Origin of the sequence: Asticcacaulis endophyticus (assembly GCF_014652575.1) — a bacterium.
GTDB classification, from domain to species: Bacteria; Pseudomonadota; Alphaproteobacteria; order Caulobacterales; family Caulobacteraceae; genus Asticcacaulis; species Asticcacaulis endophyticus.
The window spans coordinates 228338-248408 of the sequence record NZ_BMZB01000004.1 but is presented as its reverse complement, the minus strand read 5'-3'; the positions used below and the strand labels follow the sequence as shown (position 1 = coordinate 248408).

The following is a 20071-nucleotide window of genomic DNA, read 5'->3' as shown; positions in this document are numbered from 1 at the left end:
CTCAAGAAGCACTGCGTTAGCGCAAACTTATATAGACAGTAAAGCCCGATATCCCTAGCCCTGCAAGGTTAGAGTGATTCAGCACCCATCCGATAGACATTTGTCCGAACACGCTGTGGATGAGCCTGAACTTCTATGTGGGATAGATCGGATAATAATCAAGGGACGCCCAAAGCCTGGTCTGGTATGAGGTCTTCATGACCCTGACGATCTACATAGATGCCGATGCCTGCCCGGTAAAAGATGAAACCTACAAAGTCGCCGCGCGGTACACCCTGCCGACCTTTGTGGTGTCCAACAGCTTTATCCAGATCCCGCAATCAGCGCTCATCAAGCGGATGATCGTCGATGCGGGCCCTGACATTGCCGATGACTGGATCGCCGATCAGGCTGTGGCCGGAGATATAATCATCACCAACGACATCCCTTTGGCGGCCAGAGTTCTGGCCAAAGACGCCTATGCCATTGCCCCCAATGGCCGCGCCTTTACTAAGGATTCAATAGGCGCCGCCCTGGCCCAACGCTCTATCATGGAACATATCCGCTCGACCGGTGAGATTACCGGCGGTCCGCCGCCGTTCTCAAACGTTAACCGGTCGCAGTTTTTGCAAACTCTGGATCAGACCATAAACCGCTCTCAAAAATTGCGGCGCTAAATACCGTCTGATTTGACCTTTTCTGAAACAATGGTAACGCTAACGTCCAACGAAAATAATCAGGGATAAAGTCATGAGCGGATTTGAAATCGATCGTCGCCGTTTATTGCTGGGTGCCAGCGTAGCCCCCCTCGCCGCCTCCGTAGCGGGTGCCGCTCAGGCGGAGGTAGTCGCCAAGGGCCAGCCCCTGCGTGGCAATCCCCAGATGCCGGAACCACCCGCCAAACGCATGGGTTACGCGGTCGTGGGACTTGGGTCTTTTGCCATAGGGCAGGTGCTGCCCGGCCTGCAAGCCGCGTCTCAGTCCGCCGTGACGGCACTCGTCTCCGGCAACCCTGAAAAAGCCCGCGATATCGGGGCGCGCTACGGCGTTAACAAGCTCTACGACTACAAAAACTTCGACAAGATCGCCGATGATAAAGACATCGATTGCGTTTACATCGCCTTGCCGGTCGGCCTGCATGCTGAATACACCATCCGCGCTCTCAAGGCCGGCAAGCATGTACTGTGCGAAAAGCCGATGGCCTCAACCATTGCGGAATGTGAAGCGATGGTCGCCGCCGCCAAGGCCGCCAACCGGCAACTGGGCGTGGCCTACCGCGTGCACTTCGAACCGAACAACGTCGAGGCCCTACGCCGTCTGCGCGCCGGTGAGATTGGGGATATCCGCTATTTCTCCGGCGAAACCGGCTTTCCGGCCAATCCGGCCTACCCGCCGGTCAAATGGCGGTTGGAAAAGGCGCTGGGCGGCGGCGGGTCGATGTATGACATTGGCATCTATGCGCTTAACGGCTGTCTGATGTATGTCGATGAACCGCCGATTGCCGTCTCGGCCGTCTATACAACACCGGCAGGCGATCCGCGCTTTACCGAAGTCGAAGGCGGCGTAGACTGGCGGCTGATGTTTGCATCGGGCATCACCGCGCAAGGGTCATCGTCCTATACCTTTGCCTACACCAGCCAGCAGCGCATACTCGGTACCAAGGGCTATATCGCGCTTAATCCCGCCACCGATTACAGCAGCGTTGGCGGCGTGATCCATACCGACGCCACCCGCCCGATCCGTGCCGGTGATTCTCTGGTACAGTTTGCCGCTCAGCTCGATGGCTTCTCGACCGCCGCCCGCACCGGCCAGCCGCATCGTACCCCCGGCGAAATGGGCCTACGCGACATGCGCATCATTCAGGCCATGTACAAAAGCGCCGATAACGGCGGCGCGACGGTCAAGCTTTAAAACAGCGCCATTTGCGAATCACCGCCACGGAACTGACTGTAGTCGAGATTACTCGGCCTCCAGTTCAGTCCGTGGCGCTTAATCGCCAGCGCAAACCTTTGGGCGATCAGATCAGCATAAGGCCCCTGCCCCGTCATGCGGCTGCCGAATTGCGGGTCATTCAGTTTGCCATCCCGGCATTGGCGGATATGGTTCAATACCTTATTGGCCCGATCCGGAAAATTAAGCCTCAGCCATTCCTCAAACAGGATTTTGATTTCATAAGGCAGACGCACCAGATTATAGCCCGCCTTTATAGCCCCCGCGTCCGCCGCCGCCTTCACAAGATTTTCAATCTCATGGCAAGTCAGGCCGGGAATGATGGGCGCCACCATAACCCCCACAGGTACGCCTGCTTCATGTAAAGCGCGCACAGTCTCCAGCCGCCTGTGTGGCGTCGCCGCCCTTGGTTCCATGACCCGCGCCAGATGCCGGTCCAGGGTCGTGATCGACAACATAACCGTCACCAACCGCAGGGTCGCCATAGGCCCCAGAATATCAATATCCCGCAGAACCAGAGCGGATTTGGTAATCAGATGCACCGGATGACGAAACTCAAACAGAACCTCCAGAAGACTTCGCGTAATGCGTTCTGTGAGCTCGGTCGGCTGGTAGGCATCGGTATTGATCCCCAGCATCAACGGCGCGGGTTTGTAACGCGGATCAGACAATTCCTGCCGCAACAGTCTGGCGGCATCAGGTTTACGGAAAATCCGTGTCTCGAAATCTATCCCCGGTGACAGATCAAGATAGGCATGACTAGGCCGCGCAAAACAATAGATGCAGCCATGCTCACAGCCCTTATATGGATTTATCGAGCGATCAAAACCGATATCCGTCGACGTATTGCGTGTGATAATCTTGCGGGCCGTATCAACCCCCAGAATGGTTTTAAGCTGCTCAAGTCCTGCCCGCTCCTCATGCGTCCAGCCATCGTCAATTTCATAAAGATCGGGCGCATTAAACCGCCCGCTTGGTCGATTAGACACAGAGCCCCGCCCTTTACGCAACCGATTAGGCAGTGCGTTTTCGTCATCAATGGGATCGGTCCTGAGTTTTGGGATGGGCATGCATCATGCTAACACCCTCCTAGAACAAATCAAGAACATTTAATGCAAAAAAACGACCCCATTTCCGGGGCCGCTTTTATTCAATATCAATTCTCTATGAGGCAGCTATTCGCAGCCTCTCACAGTAGAATTAAGCCGCGCCGCCGCCGCGCTTTTCGGCGTAGATGAGCAGTGGCTGTGAGCGCTCTTCGACGACTTCGCCATTGATGACCACCTCTTCGACGCCCTGCATGTTCGGCAGTTCGTACATGGTATCAAGCAGAATGGCCTCAAGGATCGAGCGCAAACCGCGCGCGCCGGTCTTACGCACAATAGCCTTTTTGGCGACAGCAAACAGCGCCTCTTCCGTAAAGGTCAGGGTCACGTTCTCCATCTCGAACAGCCGCGCATATTGCTTGATCAGCGCGTTTTTGGGCTCGGTCAGAATCTTGACCAGGGTTGCCTCATCAAGATCCTCAAGCGTCGCCAAAACCGGCAGACGGCCGATAAATTCCGGGATCAAACCGAACTTCATCAGATCGTCGGGCTCAACCTGGTGCAGGACTTCGCCCAGACGACGCTCTTCCGGGTCTTTGACCGTAGCGCCAAAGCCGATCGAGGTGCCCTTACCACGGCTGGAAATGATCTTTTCCAGACCCGCAAACGCGCCACCACAGATGAACAGTATATTCGTCGTATCGACTTGCAGGAACTCCTGCTGCGGATGCTTGCGGCCACCTTGCGGCGGAACGCTGGCGACCGTACCCTCCATGATCTTTAGAAGCGCTTGCTGCACGCCTTCGCCCGACACGTCGCGGGTGATCGACGGATTGTCAGATTTACGCGAAATCTTATCAACTTCGTCGATATAGACGATGCCGCGTTGCGCACGTTCGACATTATAATCCGCCGATTGCAGCAGCTTCAGGATAATGTTTTCAACGTCTTCACCGACATAACCGGCTTCGGTCAAGGTCGTTGCATCCGCCATAGTGAACGGCACATCGATGATGCGCGCCAAGGTTTGCGCCAGCAGGGTCTTACCCGAACCGGTCGGCCCGATCAGCATGATGTTGGACTTGGCCAGTTCAACATCATTGCCTTTAGCGGCATGATTCAGGCGCTTATAGTGGTTGTGAACCGCGACCGACAGAACCTTCTTGGCCTGAGACTGGCCAATCACATAGTCGTCGAGAACTTCACGAATCTCTTTGGGGGTCGGCACGCCGTCCTTGGACTTCACGAAAGCAATCTTGTGCTCTTCACGAATGATGTCCATGCACAGCTCAACGCATTCATCACAGATGAAGACGGTCGGCCCCGCTATTAGTTTACGCACCTCATGCTGGCTCTTTCCGCAGAAGGAGCAGTAAAGGGTACTTTTGCTATCGCCACTGGCGGCTTTCGTCATAAGCGCTTTCTCACCTCATGCGCGGCCCGTGGGTCCAAGTACGACACACGTTCCCGCTTCAAACCGACACTATGCCTTCTTAGGGATTAAAAAAAGGCTATTTTCGCTACATATCCGCGTAACATACGGGTCTAATGGCGATCTATGCACAGTTTAGACCACGCCTCAACCGCATCCTTTGGGGTTTTAGTGTCCCCGACCACAATTAGCGGGATGAATTTCTATATAGGATGGAATATGAGGAATAAAAGCCACACTCATAAACGGCCCTGTTAATGCCTTCCGCAAATAAAGTCCCCGCCCCCCAAATCGCCGCGTTCGATTTTGATGGCACTCTGACCTATAAGGACAGTTTCACGGCCTTTCTGGTCTGGCATTGCGGTTATCCTAAACTAGCGTGGGCGTTTATCTCCACACCGTCGCTTATCGGCCACTATATAAAGACCAAAGATCGCGGGGCATTAAAGTCCCGGCTCATCCATAAATTACTGGGCAGCATAAGGCGCTCAGAGCTTGACGCCCTGATCACGGCGTTCGCGGATAGCCATAAGGATAAGTTACTCCGCCCGGACGCTCTGATCGCATGGGCAGAACAGAATCAGCCGGATCGTCTGCGGGTGATCGTCACGGCCTCGCCAGACATTCTGGTCGGTGCGTTCGGGGCTTATCTGGGGGCGGACCTTGTGATCGGCACTAAACTTGGATTTTCTGCTGATGACCGTTTATTGCCGGATCTCGACGGCCTGAACTGCCGGGGGCCAGAAAAGGTTGAGCGCCTCAAAGCGGTTTACGGCGAATCAATACAACTCGCGGCAGCCTTCGGAGACACAAGCGGCGACTTTGAGATGATCAAAGCCGCCGACAAGGGGTATTACAGAGTGTTTACGGGCAAGCCTACTTAACGACTTCTACCGTATCGGTGCGCTTTTCGTAAACGTGGTCGACCAGACCAAAGTCCTTGGCTTCCAAGGCGGTCATATAGCGGTCACGATCCAGCGTGCGCTCGATCGTTTCATAGCTTTGACCGGTGTGCTTGACGTAGATTTCGTTGAGCAGCTTCTTGGTTTTGCGGATATCTTCGGCCTGAATTTCGATGTCCGACGCCATACCGCGCGCGCCACCCGAAGGCTGGTGGACCATGATCTTGGAATTGGGCAGGGAGAAGCGCTGACCGGCTTCACCGGCTTGCAGGATCAGCGAACCGGCCGACGCAGCCATACCGATGCAGACCGTTGATACCGGCGATTTGATGTACTGCATGACGTCATAGATCGCCAGGGCCGAGGTCACCTGACCGCCGGGCGAATTGATGTACATCGCGATTTCCTTCTTCGGATTTTCCGACTCAAGGAAAAGAAGCTGCGCGCAGATCAGGCTGGCCATACCGTCTTCAAACGGGCCGGTCAGGAAGATGATGCGTTCTTTCAGCATACGCGAGAAGATATCGTAGGCGCGCTCACCGCGGCTGGATTGCTCCACCACCATAGGCACCAGATTCATAGTCAGATTGTCGATAGGATCGCGCATAATTGCCCCTGATCAAAATTGGCTTGTGGATTCGTATATAGGGTTAAAACTCTTAAACGAAAGTGGACACCCCGCGAACCCCTTTTACAAACTGGCAATTTACCCACAGCTTTTCAAGCGCAAAAAAAGAAGCAGAGGAAAGTCCCCTGCTTCTTTCACTTTTAATCAAGCTATGAATTAACGGCGCTTAAGCGTCATCTTCGGCCAGAAGTTCTTCCTTGGTGATCGGCGCTTCCGATACCTTGGCCAATTCAAAGATCGCATCAACGACCTTCTCTTCATAAAGCGGCGCACGCAGTTGTGCCGAGGCCGCCGGGTTCGAGCGGAAATATTCAAACACCTGACGCTCCTGGCCCGGATAGTTGCGAGCTTCCTGAGCGATGGCCTGAGCCAGTTCCTGATCCGATACGGTCACGTTCTGACGGGTGCCGATTTCAGCCAGAACGAGGCCAAGACGCACGCGGCGCTCAGCGATCTTGCGGTATTCGGCCTTCAGATCGTCCTCAGACTTGCCGACATCTTCTTCGGACAGTTGACCGGCGGCTTTGTCCTGCTCAACCTGTTGCCAGATACCGGCAAACTCAGCGTCCAGCATCTTTTGCGGCAGATCGAACGAGTGCTTTTCATCAAGGATGTCGAGCAAAGCGCGCTTCATTTTAAAACGGGCGGCGGTCTTGTACTGCTGCTCGATCTGGGTCTTCAGGAGGCCCTTGAGCGCGTCCAGACCTTCTAGGCCGAGGCCCTTGGCGAAGTCATCGTCCGCTACGGCATCTTTCGGTGCGGAGATTTCATTGACCTTGGTCTCGAACGTCGCTTCTTTGCCGGCCAGGTTGGCCGCACCATAATCAGCCGGGAAGGTCACGTTCAATACGCGCTCTTCGCCTTTTTTGGCGCCGATCAGTTGCTCTTCAAAGCCCGGAATGAACTGGCCGGAACCGATGACCAGATCAGCCCCTTCCATTGAGCCGCCGTCAAATACTTCGCCGTCAACCTTACCGACAAAGTCGATATTCAGCTTGTCGCCGTCGGCAGCCTTCGGGGCTTTGCCGCCCTTGGGCTCATACTGCTTTTGCTGCGATACGATGCCGTTCAGGGCTTCGTTGATTTCGTCTTCGGTCGGCTCATAGACCGGGCGGGTCAACTCAAGGCCCGTCACATCAACCGGCTCGAAATCCGGCATTTGCTCAACCGCGATCTGGTAAGCAAAATCAGATTCGCCCTTGATGACCGCATCGATATCGCCGAGCGGGGTCAGTTCAGGCTGGCTGGCCGGGCGCACTTTATTTTGATCCAGCGCCGACTGGGTCGTTTCAGTGAGCGTTTCCTGAAGGATTTCGCTCATCAATTCCTTGCCGTAAAGCTTTCTGACGTGGGCCGGCGGCACCTTGCCGGGACGGAAGCCCTTCACGTTCATTTTGGGGGCGACTTCGGCGATTTTGGCGTTCAGCTTTTGCGTCAGTAGATCTTTAGCGATCGTGACTTCGTAGACGCGCGACAGGCCTTCATTCAGTTTTTCAACGACTTGCATCGATTTTCAGTACCTTTTAGAACCGCGCCCTTTCCAGCCCTTGCCGGACGCACAATTCAGACAAAACACGACCGACCGGCAAAGTCGCCGGTGCGGAAATTCAAAAGAAGCGCATCTATGGCATGATACGCCTCAAGGTCAACGGTATATAGCCAGTTTTCTCGCTTTTTCGGGCCAATTTCATGACAACCCAAAGGCCGCCCCAAAGCGCTGGGCACGGTTGCCGCATCTTTACGCCTGTGCCACAGTCAGCCCTCATATGATCGGGAGCACAGCATGTTCAGATGGTGGTTTAGCATACCTTTGTGGGGGCGGGTCATGCTGGCGCTCGTCCTTGGCGTCATCACAGGCTATGGCCTGCAACATGCGCTGATCTATTGGGGGCTGCATATAGGCATAGCTCCGGGTGAGGCCAAAAGCGTTGCCGCCCATTGGATCAAGACCTATCTCGGCCCCTTCGGTGATATCTTCATGCGGCTGTTGCGGATGCTGATCGTGCCGCTGATTTTCACCACGCTGGTGGCCGGGGTTGTTGCCCTTGGCGATCCGAAAAAGCTGGGGACGGTCGGGCTGAAAACCATCGGGCTTTATCTGCTGATGACCGTGTGCGCCAACATAGTCGGGCTGATATTCGGCAATATTTTTCAGCCCGGTCAGGGTATCAGCTTTGATGCGACAGAGGCCGCACCGCTGGCTTCCGACGCACCCTCCTTACGGGAACGTCTGCTGGAGGTCATACCGCAAAATCCGGTTGTGGCGCTGGTTGAAGGCGATGTTCTGGCGATCATATTCTTCGCCGTTATATTTGGCATCGGCATCATTCTGGCTGGGCCGTCCGCCAAGCTGGCCGGCGATGTCTTTACCGCCGCATCTGAGGCCATGCTTAAGGTTACTCAGATCGTCATGGAATTCGCCCCCATCGGCGTATTCGCCCTGATCGCCTATACGGTCGCCAGTCAGGGATTAGAAGCCTTCAAATCCATATTGCTGCTGGTGGCCTGCGTCTATCTGGCGCTCATTACCTATATGATTATCGTCTATTTTGCGATCATTAAGCTGTGGCTGCGCCTGCCACTTGGCCGGTTTTTCAAGGGTGTTGCCGATGCCGCCGCCGTCGGCTATTCCACGGCCTCAAGCAACGCCACCCTGCCCGTCACCATCGCCTGCACCACCCAAAAGCTGGGGGTCAATCGATCAATTGCCGGTTCAACCCTGCCGCTGGGAGCGACCATCAATATGGATGGCACCGCGCTGTATCTTGGAATACTGGCAGTATTTACCGCGCGTATCTTTGGCTATGAGCTGACCTTAAGCCACTACGCCATGATTGTGGTGACCGCCACCATATCTGCGATCGGTGCCGCCGGAATCCCGTCAGCCTCATTGTTTCTGGCGGCCGTGGTTTTGCAAACCTTTGGCGCCACACCGGCACAGGTCGCCCTGATTGTGGGCTTTATACTGCCGGTAGACCGCATCATGGATATGGCCCGCACTACCATCAACGTCATCAGCGATTCCGTGGTCGCCCTCGCCGTTGCCAAGACCGAGGGCGAACTGGATGAAGACATCTATTATGGCCGTAAATCCTATGAACCCAGCCCCGATGAATTAGACGATTTTTATCGCCAGAACTAATTCTCAAAGTGGTGCATCTTCATGTCAAACCGGCTGAGTTCAGCCAGATAATCGTCAATATTGACCAGGCCGACACAGGCTTTTGCGCCTGCGCCGATATCCACTACGGCTCGGTCATCCTGCGCCAGACGTCGAGCCAATATGATAGCCGGTACGCAGGGGATTTGCGGGCCGTCGCCATTACGGGCAATGATAAACCAGCGCACCTCACGCATTCGCCCCTGAAAATCCGTTCCACGCAATATGACGTGCATACCGCCATCTGCCGTCCCCAGACCATTAAACAGGTCGCTCATGCGCAGCATCAAAGACGCATGGCGTTCAAGCTTAAGCGGCAACCCGATCCGCACCAACCAGCTTAGCCCCCACAGCCCCAGATGCAGCAAAGGATGCTCCAGTCCCGCTGAAAACCGGATAGACTTTATGCCATAAGCCTCCGGCAGCAGATCCAGATCCGGCACATCACAGTTGGCCATCCAGCGCGCCTCAAGCTCAGGGTAGGTTTGCCGGTAAATATCCTGCCAGCCATATCGCGCACCACCCTGCCCCAGTGCGGGTTTTAGCTTTTTACCAACGTAACTCAGTATGCCCTTCGTGGTCGCCAATCCCCGCTCGGCCTTCTGGCCCGGACTGATGCCGTACATCATTGATTCTATCACAGCGAACTGGCTTCGATAGCGCTCAACCACAGCCGACGATAGCCCCGGCACCGTGCTGGCACCGCTGATAATGCAAAGGTTTTCGGCTTTGGCCTGATCATCGAGCGCGGTGATGCCTGTGACAAACTCACGGCCATCGGCCAGATCGATATAGTGCATCCCCGCAGCGATACAGGCGCGGGCGACATGGTAATCCTGCCCTTGAAACGGCCCGACCGTATTGACCACCACCTTTGGCGACAGATTTTTCAGCGCCTCAACCAACCCATCGTCAATATTGACAAACGCTGCCCCCACCTCAGCACCAGGCAGCATAGACTTAAGCCGATCCGCTAACGTCTGCGCCTTAGACAGATTACGGCCAGCGATGATCACGGGCACATTTGAGCGGATCAGCGCCTCGGCAATCCGCTTACCGAAATTACCGTATCCCCCAAGGATCAGAACCTTACCCATCAGCTTAAACGCATGCTCGTCACCGTGAATGTACCGCTATAGGCATAGATGCGGCCAAACCAGGCGTGACGCAAATCCATGTACATCTCAAACTGTGTGTCATCTATGGCCCGTTCTTCGGCATAACCCCGCCCGATCAGCCATTCCAGCGGCACCGGCAATTCCAGCCCCAACATGCGCACTTTGTAACCCCTGTGGTGCATCGTGACCTTTTCACCATCAAAGCCATATCGCGCGTGCCAGCCAATACCCGACGGCATCCATTCAATAATATCACCCTCACCCGCAGCCACCATGCGCGAGCGAAAATGATAGGGTTTACGCTCGGGAAATCTGAATTCCCGATCAAAGCGAAAGCCATCGCCATCAGGTTCGCTGTTGAAAGTCACCGTCACCGGAATATTATCGCCCGACTGCGGCACCAGGGCCTTAGTCAGCCGCATTAACGGCGCCAGTGCTTTCGCCAAGGCCGACAGTTCAACCTTCATCAGCCCATCGACCTGCACCTTGTCGTTAGTGAATGGCCGGTTGGCATAATGGGCTTTGAAAACCGACGGCAAATGCGGCCACGCGCCCCCGAACACAGCTTCAAAAATAGGCTTATCGGTCACGCGGGCTCACCTTCATATCAATCGGACGCACGCCTTTCAGCTTCAGCAATCCATTTCTAAAGGCCCTTAGAAACGGATACAAAACCCGCGAGCGTGTTCTGGACTTAAAGATATGATGAACGATCCAGCCCCAGCCATGCCGGTCATCACTCAAGGCCGCGATCAAGGCTAAGGCTTCATCTCCGATATAGATCTGGGATTGGTAGATAATCGCCATGCCCTGATTCAGATCAAACCCTGCCGCATCGATCTGCTTCACAAAATCATGCGCCCCCTCATCGCGGGCATTGATCAAGTGCAGCCGGAAGTTCCGTCTTAATTTAACGATTTCCGCCGACATAGCGCAGACGGGGCAATCCCCATCATAGATAAACCAGACGCCTTCGGGATCAGGATCATCACGCACGTCCAGACTTCCTCTCTATCGCAATGTGTTTGATATAGCGTATTAAACCTGCCATCTCCAGCGGGCACAAAGGTAAAGAAAAACCATGAGCTACGAACTGATCAAATGGGTGCATGTCTTAAGTTCAACCATACTGTTTGGCACAGGCATAGGCAGCGCCTTTTACATGTTCGTGGCGAATCGAAGCAAAGACACGCGTGATATCTATTTCGCGGTGCGTCATGTGGTCATTGCTGACTGGCTATTCACGACCCCTGCGGTGATCGTGCAGCTTTTATCGGGATTATATATGGTCCATATGGCTGGCTACAGCCTGACGGATCTCTGGATATTGTGGGGGCTTTTGCTCTACGTCTTCGCGGGCGCGTGCTGGGTGCCGGTGGTTTGGATGCAAATCAAGATGCGCGACATGGCCCGGATTGCCATTGATACCGGCACGTCATTACCTGAGCGCTACTGGCGGCTTGATCACTGGTGGATTACCTTGGGCAGCCTCGCCTTTCCGGCGATTGTCATCGTATTCTGGCTGATGGTCTCTAAGCCGGTTTAGGCAAGCCGTAAACATAAGCTGAGAAAAAATGGTGCGGTCGAGAGGACTCGAACCTCCACGCCTCTCGGCGCTGGAACCTAAACCCAGTGCGTCTACCAGTTCCGCCACGACCGCATTGGCACTGGCGATAGACGGATCAGATGCGATTGACAAGATTTTATTGGCGTCCTTCGCAACAAACTCGTGGAAGAACCTGCCAAAGCCACAAAACCTTCGCATACGCCGCGTAAAGACATGTCCGGTTTCACAAACGATATGATGTCATAAAAATTGATTTCAAAAGCAATCACTCCTAACCAAAAAAGCGATTTTTGCAAAGTTTAATGGTGAAATTCAACAATTAAGGCCATAATTCAGCGCCTGAGATATTTTCCTTTTGAAATCCGCAGGCTTCACGTCTAAAGCCTTGCCACACCATTTCACGCAAAGTAATAAATTCTTTCAGTCATGTGAGCCGCGCTTTCGCAAAACTTCCTTGCATTCTTGCGCAATGCAAACAAGTTAAGCCATTGAACGGTCGCTCGTTTCAGGATTGCTCATGAAAAAGATCGAAGCTGTCATTAAGCCCTTTAAACTCGACGAAGTGAAGGAAGCCCTTCAGGAAATCGGCGTTCAAGGTATGACCGTGCTGGAAGCCAAGGGATACGGCCGCCAGAAAGGACATTCCGAACTCTATCGGGGTGCGGAATATGTCGTTGATTTTCTGCCGAAGATCAAAATTGAACTCGTCGTGGCCGACGATCTGGCGCCCGCAGCCCTGGAAGCTATCCAGACCGCTGCTCGCACCGGCAAAATCGGCGATGGCAAAATCTTTGTAAGCGACATCATTGATGTCGTGCGCATTAGAACCGGAGAATCCGGCCCACAGGCCGTCTAGTTTCTCTTTAATTATTAAACTCAAGGTTTCGGGGCGTCTAAAATGACTGCAAATGAAATTCTCAACCTCATCAAGGAAAAGGATGTCAAATATGTTGACGTTCGCTTCACTGATGTTCGCGGCAAAATGCAACACGTCACTTTCGACATTAGTCTGGTTGACGAAGAGTTCCTTGAAGACGGCACCATGTTTGACGGTTCGTCCATCGCCGGCTGGAAGGCGATCAACGAGTCGGACATGAAGTTGCGTCCCGACCTGAAAACGGCCTATATCGATCCGTTCTATCAGCAGACCACCCTCTTCCTGTTCTGCGACGTTGTGAACCCCGACACGAATGAGCCTTACAACCGCGATCCGCGTTCGATGGCGAAAAAGGCTCTGGCCTATCTGGCATCGTCCGGCATTGGCGACATCGCCTTCTTTGGTCCTGAAGCCGAATTCTTTATCTTTGACGACGTGCGCTGGTCGATTTCGCCGGACAACACCGGCTATGCGTTCGATTCGACCGAACTGCCGCACAACTCGGCTAAGGTTTACCCAGAAGGCAATATGGGCCATCGCCCTGGCCCAAAGGGTGGCTATTTCCCGGTCAACCCTATCGACTCCTGCCAGGATCTGCGCGGCGAAATGCTGGCCGTGATGGAAGAACTCGGCATGGAAACCGAGAAGCACCACCACGAAGTGGCGCCCGCTCAGCACGAACTGGGCCTGAAGTTCTCGGACATGCTGACCATGGCCGACCGCCTGCAGCTCTATAAGTACGTCGTTCAAAACGTAGCCCATGCCTACGGTAAATCGGCCACCTTCATGGCAAAGCCGATGTTTGGTGACAACGGTTCGGGCATGCACGTACACATGTCGATCTGGAAGGGTGGCAAGCCATCGTTCGCTGGCGATAAGTATGCCGGTCTGTCCGACATGTGCCTGTGGTACATCGGCGGCATCATCAAGCACGCCAAGGCCATCAACGCTTTCGCCAACTCGACCACCAACTCCTATAAGCGTCTGGTTCCGGGTTACGAAGCTCCGGTTAAGCTGGCCTATTCGGCCCGCAACCGTTCGGCCTCGATCCGTATTCCGTGGGTGTCTTCGCCGAAGGGCAAGCGCCTCGAAGCCCGATTCCCTGATCCGATGGGCAACCCTTACTTGACCTTCGTGGCTCTGCTTATGGCTGGCCTTGACGGCATCGAAAACCGTATCGATCCGGGCGCACCTGCCGATAAGAACCTATACGATCTGCCACCCCAGGAGCAAAAACTGGTGCCGGAAGTTTGTGGCTCCTTGCGCGAAGCCCTCAACTGCCTCGACGCTGACCGCTCCTTCCTCAAAAAAGGCGGCGTGATGGATGACGACTTCATCGACTCCTACATCGAACTCAAGATGGAAGAAGTGATGAACATGGAACTGCGTCCGCACCCGGTCGAGTTTGAAATGTACTATAAGTGCTAATTTCGAACTCGTAATCGTTTGAAATACTTGATTAAGCCGCCCATTTTGGGCGGCTTAATTTTTGCCTAATTCAAGCATAATGTTTAATTTCAAATGTTATTATTTTAATTTCACAAGCAACCATTTTCAAAACATATCTTTAAGCACCAATACGGCTCAAATTGACACATAAATGACGCAATCGCCCACCCCGCACTCCTTTACGTATCTTTAACATGATAAAAAGCCTTTGAGTTGAAGGCATAAGGCGGCACTGTTCGCCTGTGCAACATCCGCTTAACCAAGGGGGATACTTTGAAAACGTGGATTAAATTATCAAAAGCCGCAGCCTGTGCTGCCGCTATAATGCTGGCGGCACCTGTCGCTGGCACGGCTATGGCCGCGGCACCCGTCGCTGCCGAGGTCGCCTCTGAGGCGGCTGAAGCCATGTCTGAAGCCGCTTCAGCGGTCGAAGCTGCTGTCGCTCCCGAAGCTGAGGCCGAAGCCGAAGCTCCTGTTCTGCTCGGCCACCAAGCCGCTTTAGAACTGGACGGCGCAGCCTCTGCTTTCGTCTTCCTGTCAACCGCTCTGGTTCTTATGATGACCCTGCCGGGCCTGGCGCTGTTCTACGGTGGTATGGTTCGTAAGAAAAACGTCATCGCCACCGTAACCCAATCGGTTGCTGTGTCCTGCGTCGCCGGCCTGCTTTGGCTGGTGGTCGGCTACTCGATCGCTTTCGGCAAGGTTAGCGCCCCGCTGTTCGGTCAATCAGCCGATTTCATGAACCAGTTCATCGGTGGTTTTGATGTCGTTATGCTTAAGGGTGTCACCTCCTCCACCGCCTTCAGCGCAGCCCCTTATCTGCCTGAAATGCTGTGGATTGCCTACCAGATGACATTCGCCATCATCACACCAGCCCTGATCACCGGTGCGTTCGCAGAGCGTATCAAGCTGTCTGGCCTGCTGCTGTTTATGGCTCTGTGGTCGGTATTCGTCTACGCGCCGATCTGTCACCAGGTCTGGGGCGGTGGTTACCTCGGCACCATGGGCGTGCTTGACTTCGCCGGTGGCGCAGTCGTTCACGTCAACTCCGGCGTCGCCGGTCTGGTTGCCGCACTCTTCCTCGGCCGCCGTAAAGGCTACGGCACCGAAGAAATGCCGCCCAACAACCTTGTGTTTGTCATGATCGGCGCCTCTCTGCTGTTCGTTGGCTGGATTGGTTTCAACGCCGGTTCCGCCTGGACTCCGGATGGCATTGCGGCCGCAGCTCTGCTCAATACCCTCGTCGCAGCCTTTGCGTCGGGTGTTACGTGGAAAATTGTTGAGTGGATTGTTCGCCGTAAGCCGTCACTGCTCGGCATCCTGTCCGGCATCGTGTCTGGTCTCGTGGCTATTACCCCGGCTGCTGGTTTCGTCAACCCGATGGGCGCTCTGTTTATCGGCCTCATTGCCGGTCCGGTCTGCTACTTCTCGGCTGTCTGGGTTAAGAAGATCTTGGGTTACGACGACTCGCTCGACGCATTCGGCATCCACGGTGCTGGTGGCTTCCTCGGTGCAGTTCTCACGGCTGTATTCGCTGACGCCTCCATCAACAGCCTTGCTGAAGGTGCAACCGTTGGCAAGCAGTTGGCAGGCCTTGGCTTCACTATCGTGTGGTCGGCTGTTGGCACTCTGATCATCTTGGTCATCTGTAAGTTCACGACGGGCCTGCGGGTTTCGGAAGCGGACGAAGAAGCTGGTCTCGACTCGTCACAGCACGACGAAGCCCTTCATCACTAAGCCTATCCACATCTGATTTCAGATGAGCTTATAAGGCGTCCGGTAACGGGCGCCTTATTTGCGTTTGAAAGGCGGCAACAAAGACACATAATAGCTGACACACCGCCTTATATTGTCACAACAGAGACCAATTCGATGCAAATACGCCACACATGTCGTGCTTAAAGATACACACCTCTTGGCAATCCCCATTTAAACTGTATCGTCATATTGCTAAGTCACAAAAACTACATAAATGACGCACTACAGGAAACGCCTTCGGTAAGGGTCACATAAAAACAACCCATCTGAGGATATGGATATGAAAAAGATTTTGTTCGCTGCCGCCGCTTCGGCTGCCCTTCTGGCTTCGGGTTCGGCAATGGCCGAAGGTGAATTCAGCTACAACGTAGCCGCCACCACTGACTACGTGTGGCGCGGCGTGTCGCAAACCGACGAAAACCCAGCCATCTCTGGCGGCATCGACTACAGCAACGGCATATTCTACGCCGGCACCTGGGCTTCTAACGTCGATTTTGGTTCGGATGCTGATTACGAACTGGACCTGTACGCTGGCGTGAAGCCAACCGTTGGTAACTTCGCCTTCGATTTCGGCGTTCTGTACTACGCCTACCCGCAGGAAGATGACCTCAACATGACTGAAGTTAAGGCCGCCGTCAGCTATCCGCTGGGCAAAGGCTCGATCGGTGCCGCCGCTTACGTCAACACCGACGAAGATCTCGAAGACTACTTCGAAATCAATGGCGCTTACCCGCTGACCGATAAGATCAGCGTTTCTGGCGCTTACGGTGACTACGGCAGCTATAACACCTGGAACGTCGGCGGCAGCTACGCCCTGACCGACATCCTGTCGGTTGACCTGCGTTACCACGACACAGATGTCGACTCTCCTTGGTCTGACGAGCGTGTCGCCCTGACGCTTAAGGCTGCGTTTTAATCATAAAACGCTAAAATAAATCGATGCGAAGGCCGCCTTTTATGAGGCGGCCTTTTTGCTGATAATATTGCTCCCGAACCAATTTTATATGCACCGCAAACAGGCGCCATGTTAAAGGCCTTGGTGCACGAAAACTTTCGCAACTCCTGAATACATCTTTTTGAATTTTATACGCATTAATACAAATTTACATTCGTCATGATACGAATATGCGCGTTAACACTGCGTTGTAAAATTGCACCAAAGCGTTGCTAATAGTCTTCCGCATCTTTGCAGGGGCTAGTCGTGTGACGAAAAAATGCTACATTTGCGAAGGCTTTGATAAAGTTAACTGTGTAATCGCGTCTGATGCCGATGACCTCCTCGATCTGGCGCTAAACAACAAAACCTAGGATTTATAAAAATGAAGAAGTCCCTCCTTGCCGCTGCTACGGCTCTTGGTCTGGTATTCGCCGGTGGCGCAATGGCCGAAGGCGCTCTGAGCTACAACATCTCGGTCACCAATGATTACGTATGGCGCGGCGTGTCGCAAACCGGTCGCAGCGAAGCTGTTCAAGGCGGCATCGACTACGCCAACGGCATCTTCTACGCAGGCGCATGGGCTTCGAACGTAGATTTCGGTGACGACGAAACCGACATGGAAGTCGACGTATATGCTGGCGTAAAGCCGACCTATAAAGACTTCTCGTTCGACTTCGGCGGTATCTACTACGGTTATCCGAACCAACCTGAAGACACCAACCTGTCGTTCGGTGAACTGAAAGCTGCTGTCAGCCATCCGATCGGTGCAGGCGCTATCGGTGCTGCCGCTTACTACTCGATGGATTTCGGCGGTGCGGGTGAGTCGCTCTATTCGGAACTGAACGCCTCTTATCCGATCACGGAAAAGCTGTCGGTCTCCGGCGCCATGGGTAAGCAATACATCGAAGATGGTTCGGACTATACCGCTTGGAACCTCGGCGCGGGCTATGCCCTGACCGAAGCTTTCTCGGTTGACGTTCGCTATTGGGACACCGGCGATCACGACCTGGGTTCGAACTACAAGGATCGTGTTGCCGTAACGCTTAAGGCCGCTTTCTAAGCCCACGCCTTTTGTGCTAAGTTTAAAGGCCGCAAGCCCACAGGGTTTGCGGCCTTTTTCTTTCTAATATCCCGAATCACAGCAAGATAGGGTTTATGTCCACATCTGTACCCCAGCCGAATCTATTCGATAACGGAGCTGCACCCGCGTCACAGGATGCTGCCCAGCCTCAACCTGCCGCTAATCCGGCCAAAAGTCCGGCGAATGACACGCCGCCTGAAAAGGCGGCTAAAGCCAAAACCCCAGTTGCGCCACAACCCGACGCCATGACGGCCGAAGGCTATGGCGCCAATGCTATCGAAGTGCTGGAAGGGCTGGAGCCCGTCCGCAAACGGCCCGGCATGTATATCGGCGGGACTGATGAAAAGGCGATGCACCACCTGTTCGCCGAAGTCCTTGATAACTCTATGGACGAAGCCGTGGCGGGTCACGCCAAGGCGATCTGGGTGGAACTGGATGCGGACGGTTATTTAAGTGTGCGCGATGATGGCCGCGGCATCCCCGTCGACCCGCATCCCAAATATCCCGGCAAATCAGCCCTCGAAGTCGTTATGACCGTTCTGCACTCTGGCGGTAAGTTCTCTGGCAAGGCCTATGAAACCTCCGGCGGTCTGCACGGGGTCGGGGTATCGGTGGTGAACGCCCTGTCTGAACGTCTGGAAGTCACCGTCTGGCGCGACGGCTATGAGTGGCAGCAGGTATTTTCCAGAGGCCTGCCGCAAGGGCCAATTGCACAATTGGGCCCCTCGAAAAAACGCGGCACACGCGAACGCTTTATTCCCGATCCTGAAATCTTTGGCGAAAATGCCCACTTCCGTCCTGCACGGTTATACCGCATGGCCAAGGCCAAGGCCTATCTGTTCCGCGGGGTTCAGATTAACTGGAAATGCGCGCCATCTTTGATCCACGACACGACGCCCGCTGAAGACAAATTCTACTTTCCGAACGGTTTGGCCGATTATCTGGCTGAGCGGGTGGTCGATACCGAAACGGTCAGCGATATTTTTTCTGGCCGCGTCGAGCGTAAAGGCGAAGGCGGGGCTGTCGAATGGGCCGTAGTCTGGTCCGCCGCAGGGTTTGGAGAGCATGACGGCTTTGTCCAGTCTTACTGTAACACCATCCCCACGCCCGATGGCGGTACTCACGAAGCGGGCTTACGGGCCGCCCTCACCCGCTCCCTGAAATCCTATGCCGAAATGACCGGTGACAAGCGCGGGGCCATCGTCACCGCCGAAGATGTCGCGGCTCAGGCCGGTATCGTCATCTCTGTGTTTATCAAAAACCCGGAATTTCAAGGCCAAACCAAGGATCGCCTTTCGTCGTCCGAGGCCCAAAAACTGGTGGAAAAAGCGCTGGCCGATCCGTTCGATCACTGGCTGACCTCATCACCGAAACAGGCCGACAAGCTGCTGCAGTTCATCGTCGAACGCGCCGAGGAACGCCTCAAAAAGCGCAAAGACAAGGAAGTTCAGCGGGCCTCCGCGACCCGTAAGCTGCGCCTGCCGGGCAAGCTTGCTGACTGCGCCCGTCAGGATGCCAAGGATACTGAACTGTTTCTGGTTGAAGGTGACTCCGCCGGCGGCTCCGCCAAACAGGCCCGCAACCGTAATACTCAGGCCATTCTGCCTCTGCGCGGTAAAATCCTGAACGTGGCGTCGGCCACCGGCGATAAGGCCAAGGCCAATCAGGAACTGTCTGATCTGGGGCTGGCGCTGGGCGTACAACCCGGCGCGCGCTTCAAGGAGGAAGATCTGCGCTATGAACGCATCGTCATCATGACCGATGCTGACGTCGACGGCGCCCATATCGCGTCCCTGCTGATTACCTACTTCTATCGGACCATGCCCGCCATGATCCGGAACGGAAACCTGTTCCTGGCCATGCCGCCACTCTACCGCATCAGCCATGGCTCCAAGACCGTGTATGCGCGTGATGACGCCCATCGCACTGAGATTCTGGAAAAAGAATTCAAGGGCAAGAAACCTGAAATCGGCCGATTTAAGGGTCTGGGTGAAATGATGCCGGCTCAGCTCAAAGAAACCACCATGGACCCCAAAACCCGCACCTTGGCGCGGGTGGTTCTGCCTGAGAGTGAGGATGCGGTCGAAAGTCTGGTCGAGACCCTAATGGGCCGCAAACCTGAATTGCGCTTTCGCTATATTCAGGAAAATGCAGAGTTCGTCAGCGAGGATCTTGACGTTTAAGCGT

General features: G+C 54.6%; 19 protein-coding genes and 1 tRNA gene. 11 read left to right on the top strand and 9 right to left on the bottom strand.

What is annotated here, in order from left to right:
- Positions 1-197 precede the first annotated feature (197 nt).
- Positions 198-656, top strand: coding sequence for a YaiI/YqxD family protein (locus tag IE102_RS14275; protein ID WP_189487806.1), 459 nt, complete (start codon positions 198-200; stop codon positions 654-656).
- 73 nt (positions 657-729) lie between these two features.
- Positions 730-1890, top strand: coding sequence for a Gfo/Idh/MocA family protein (locus IE102_RS14270; RefSeq protein ID WP_189487804.1), 1161 nt, complete (start codon positions 730-732; stop codon positions 1888-1890).
- On the opposite strand, the gene IE102_RS14265 is transcribed toward IE102_RS14270, so the two are convergent.
- Positions 1887-2999: a PA0069 family radical SAM protein gene (locus IE102_RS14265; RefSeq protein ID WP_268247486.1), complete on the bottom strand. Its 1113-nt coding sequence runs from the start codon at positions 2997-2999 to the stop codon at positions 1887-1889. The genes IE102_RS14270 and IE102_RS14265 overlap by 4 nt on opposite strands.
- Before the next feature lie 130 nt (positions 3000-3129).
- The gene (clpX, locus tag IE102_RS14260; RefSeq protein WP_189487802.1) at positions 3130-4389 is read right to left on the bottom strand and encodes an ATP-dependent Clp protease ATP-binding subunit ClpX; all 1260 of its coding nucleotides are present in this window, start codon (positions 4387-4389) and stop codon (positions 3130-3132) included.
- A 275-nt stretch (positions 4390-4664) separates the two neighbouring features.
- Here clpX and IE102_RS14255 point away from each other — a divergent pair, with 275 nt between their 5' ends.
- A complete protein-coding gene (locus IE102_RS14255; protein ID WP_189487800.1) occupies positions 4665-5291 on the top strand; it encodes an HAD-IB family phosphatase in 627 nt (208 codons plus the stop codon).
- On the opposite strand, the gene IE102_RS14250 is transcribed toward IE102_RS14255, so the two are convergent.
- On the bottom strand, positions 5284-5916 hold the full coding sequence (locus tag IE102_RS14250; protein WP_189487798.1) for an ATP-dependent Clp protease proteolytic subunit: 633 nt from the start codon (positions 5914-5916) through the stop codon (positions 5284-5286). The genes IE102_RS14255 and IE102_RS14250 overlap by 8 nt on opposite strands.
- Before the next feature lie 187 nt (positions 5917-6103).
- Positions 6104-7444, bottom strand: coding sequence for a trigger factor (gene tig, locus IE102_RS14245; protein WP_189487796.1), 1341 nt, complete (start codon positions 7442-7444; stop codon positions 6104-6106).
- A 276-nt stretch (positions 7445-7720) separates the two neighbouring features.
- On the opposite strand from tig, the gene IE102_RS14240 reads away from it, so the two are divergent.
- The gene (locus IE102_RS14240) at positions 7721-9079 is read left to right on the top strand and encodes a dicarboxylate/amino acid:cation symporter (protein WP_189487794.1); all 1359 of its coding nucleotides are present in this window, start codon (positions 7721-7723) and stop codon (positions 9077-9079) included.
- On the opposite strand, the gene IE102_RS14235 is transcribed toward IE102_RS14240, so the two are convergent.
- The 3 genes from IE102_RS14235 to IE102_RS14225 are packed head-to-tail and all read right to left on the bottom strand — an operon-like array spanning position 9076 to position 11211.
- Positions 9076-10194 carry a saccharopine dehydrogenase family protein gene (locus IE102_RS14235; RefSeq protein ID WP_229807778.1) on the bottom strand — a complete coding sequence of 373 codons (1119 nt, stop codon included), beginning with the start codon at positions 10192-10194 and terminating at the stop codon, positions 9076-9078. The genes IE102_RS14240 and IE102_RS14235 overlap by 4 nt on opposite strands.
- Positions 10194-10805: a DUF4166 domain-containing protein gene (locus tag IE102_RS14230; protein WP_229807777.1), complete on the bottom strand. Its 612-nt coding sequence runs from the start codon at positions 10803-10805 to the stop codon at positions 10194-10196. The genes IE102_RS14235 and IE102_RS14230 overlap by 1 nt, the downstream gene beginning before the upstream one ends.
- Positions 10795-11211: a DCC1-like thiol-disulfide oxidoreductase family protein gene (locus IE102_RS14225; RefSeq protein ID WP_189487792.1), complete on the bottom strand. Its 417-nt coding sequence runs from the start codon at positions 11209-11211 to the stop codon at positions 10795-10797. The genes IE102_RS14230 and IE102_RS14225 overlap by 11 nt, the downstream gene beginning before the upstream one ends.
- An 85-nt stretch (positions 11212-11296) precedes the next feature.
- On the opposite strand from IE102_RS14225, the gene IE102_RS14220 reads away from it, so the two are divergent.
- The gene (locus tag IE102_RS14220; protein WP_189487790.1) at positions 11297-11761 is read left to right on the top strand and encodes a DUF2269 family protein; all 465 of its coding nucleotides are present in this window, start codon (positions 11297-11299) and stop codon (positions 11759-11761) included.
- Positions 11762-11790: 29 nt separating this feature from the next.
- Here the strand turns inward: IE102_RS14220 and IE102_RS14215 are convergent.
- A tRNA-Leu gene (locus IE102_RS14215) sits at positions 11791-11875 on the bottom strand.
- 424 nt (positions 11876-12299) lie between these two features.
- Between IE102_RS14215 and IE102_RS14210 the strand changes: the two genes are divergently transcribed.
- Positions 12300-12638 carry a P-II family nitrogen regulator gene (locus IE102_RS14210; protein WP_107872337.1) on the top strand — a complete coding sequence of 113 codons (339 nt, stop codon included), beginning with the start codon at positions 12300-12302 and terminating at the stop codon, positions 12636-12638.
- Positions 12639-12680: 42 nt separating this feature from the next.
- A complete protein-coding gene (glnA, locus tag IE102_RS14205) occupies positions 12681-14087 on the top strand; it encodes a type I glutamate--ammonia ligase (protein WP_189487788.1) in 1407 nt (468 codons plus the stop codon).
- Between the two features lie 200 nt (positions 14088-14287).
- Here glnA and IE102_RS14200 read toward each other — a convergent pair whose 3' ends face one another.
- Positions 14288-14515: a hypothetical protein gene (locus IE102_RS14200; protein WP_189488066.1), complete on the bottom strand. Its 228-nt coding sequence runs from the start codon at positions 14513-14515 to the stop codon at positions 14288-14290.
- On the opposite strand from IE102_RS14200, the gene IE102_RS14195 reads away from it, so the two are divergent.
- The 4 genes from IE102_RS14195 (at position 14514) to parE (ending at position 20067) form a co-directional block, all read left to right on the top strand.
- A complete protein-coding gene (locus IE102_RS14195; RefSeq protein ID WP_229807776.1) occupies positions 14514-15845 on the top strand; it encodes an ammonium transporter in 1332 nt (443 codons plus the stop codon). The two genes, IE102_RS14200 and IE102_RS14195, sit on opposite strands and share 2 nt — an antisense overlap.
- Before the next feature lie 301 nt (positions 15846-16146).
- Positions 16147-16782 (top strand): TorF family putative porin, encoded by a 636-nt coding sequence (locus IE102_RS14190; protein ID WP_189487786.1) that lies wholly within the window; start codon positions 16147-16149, stop codon positions 16780-16782.
- Between the two features lie 403 nt (positions 16783-17185).
- Positions 17186-17863, top strand: coding sequence for a TorF family putative porin (locus tag IE102_RS14185; RefSeq protein ID WP_189487784.1), 678 nt, complete (start codon positions 17186-17188; stop codon positions 17861-17863).
- Between the two features lie 95 nt (positions 17864-17958).
- Positions 17959-20067 carry a DNA topoisomerase IV subunit B gene (gene parE, locus IE102_RS14180; RefSeq protein WP_189487782.1) on the top strand — a complete coding sequence of 703 codons (2109 nt, stop codon included), beginning with the start codon at positions 17959-17961 and terminating at the stop codon, positions 20065-20067.
- Positions 20068-20071: the final 4 nt, after the last annotated feature.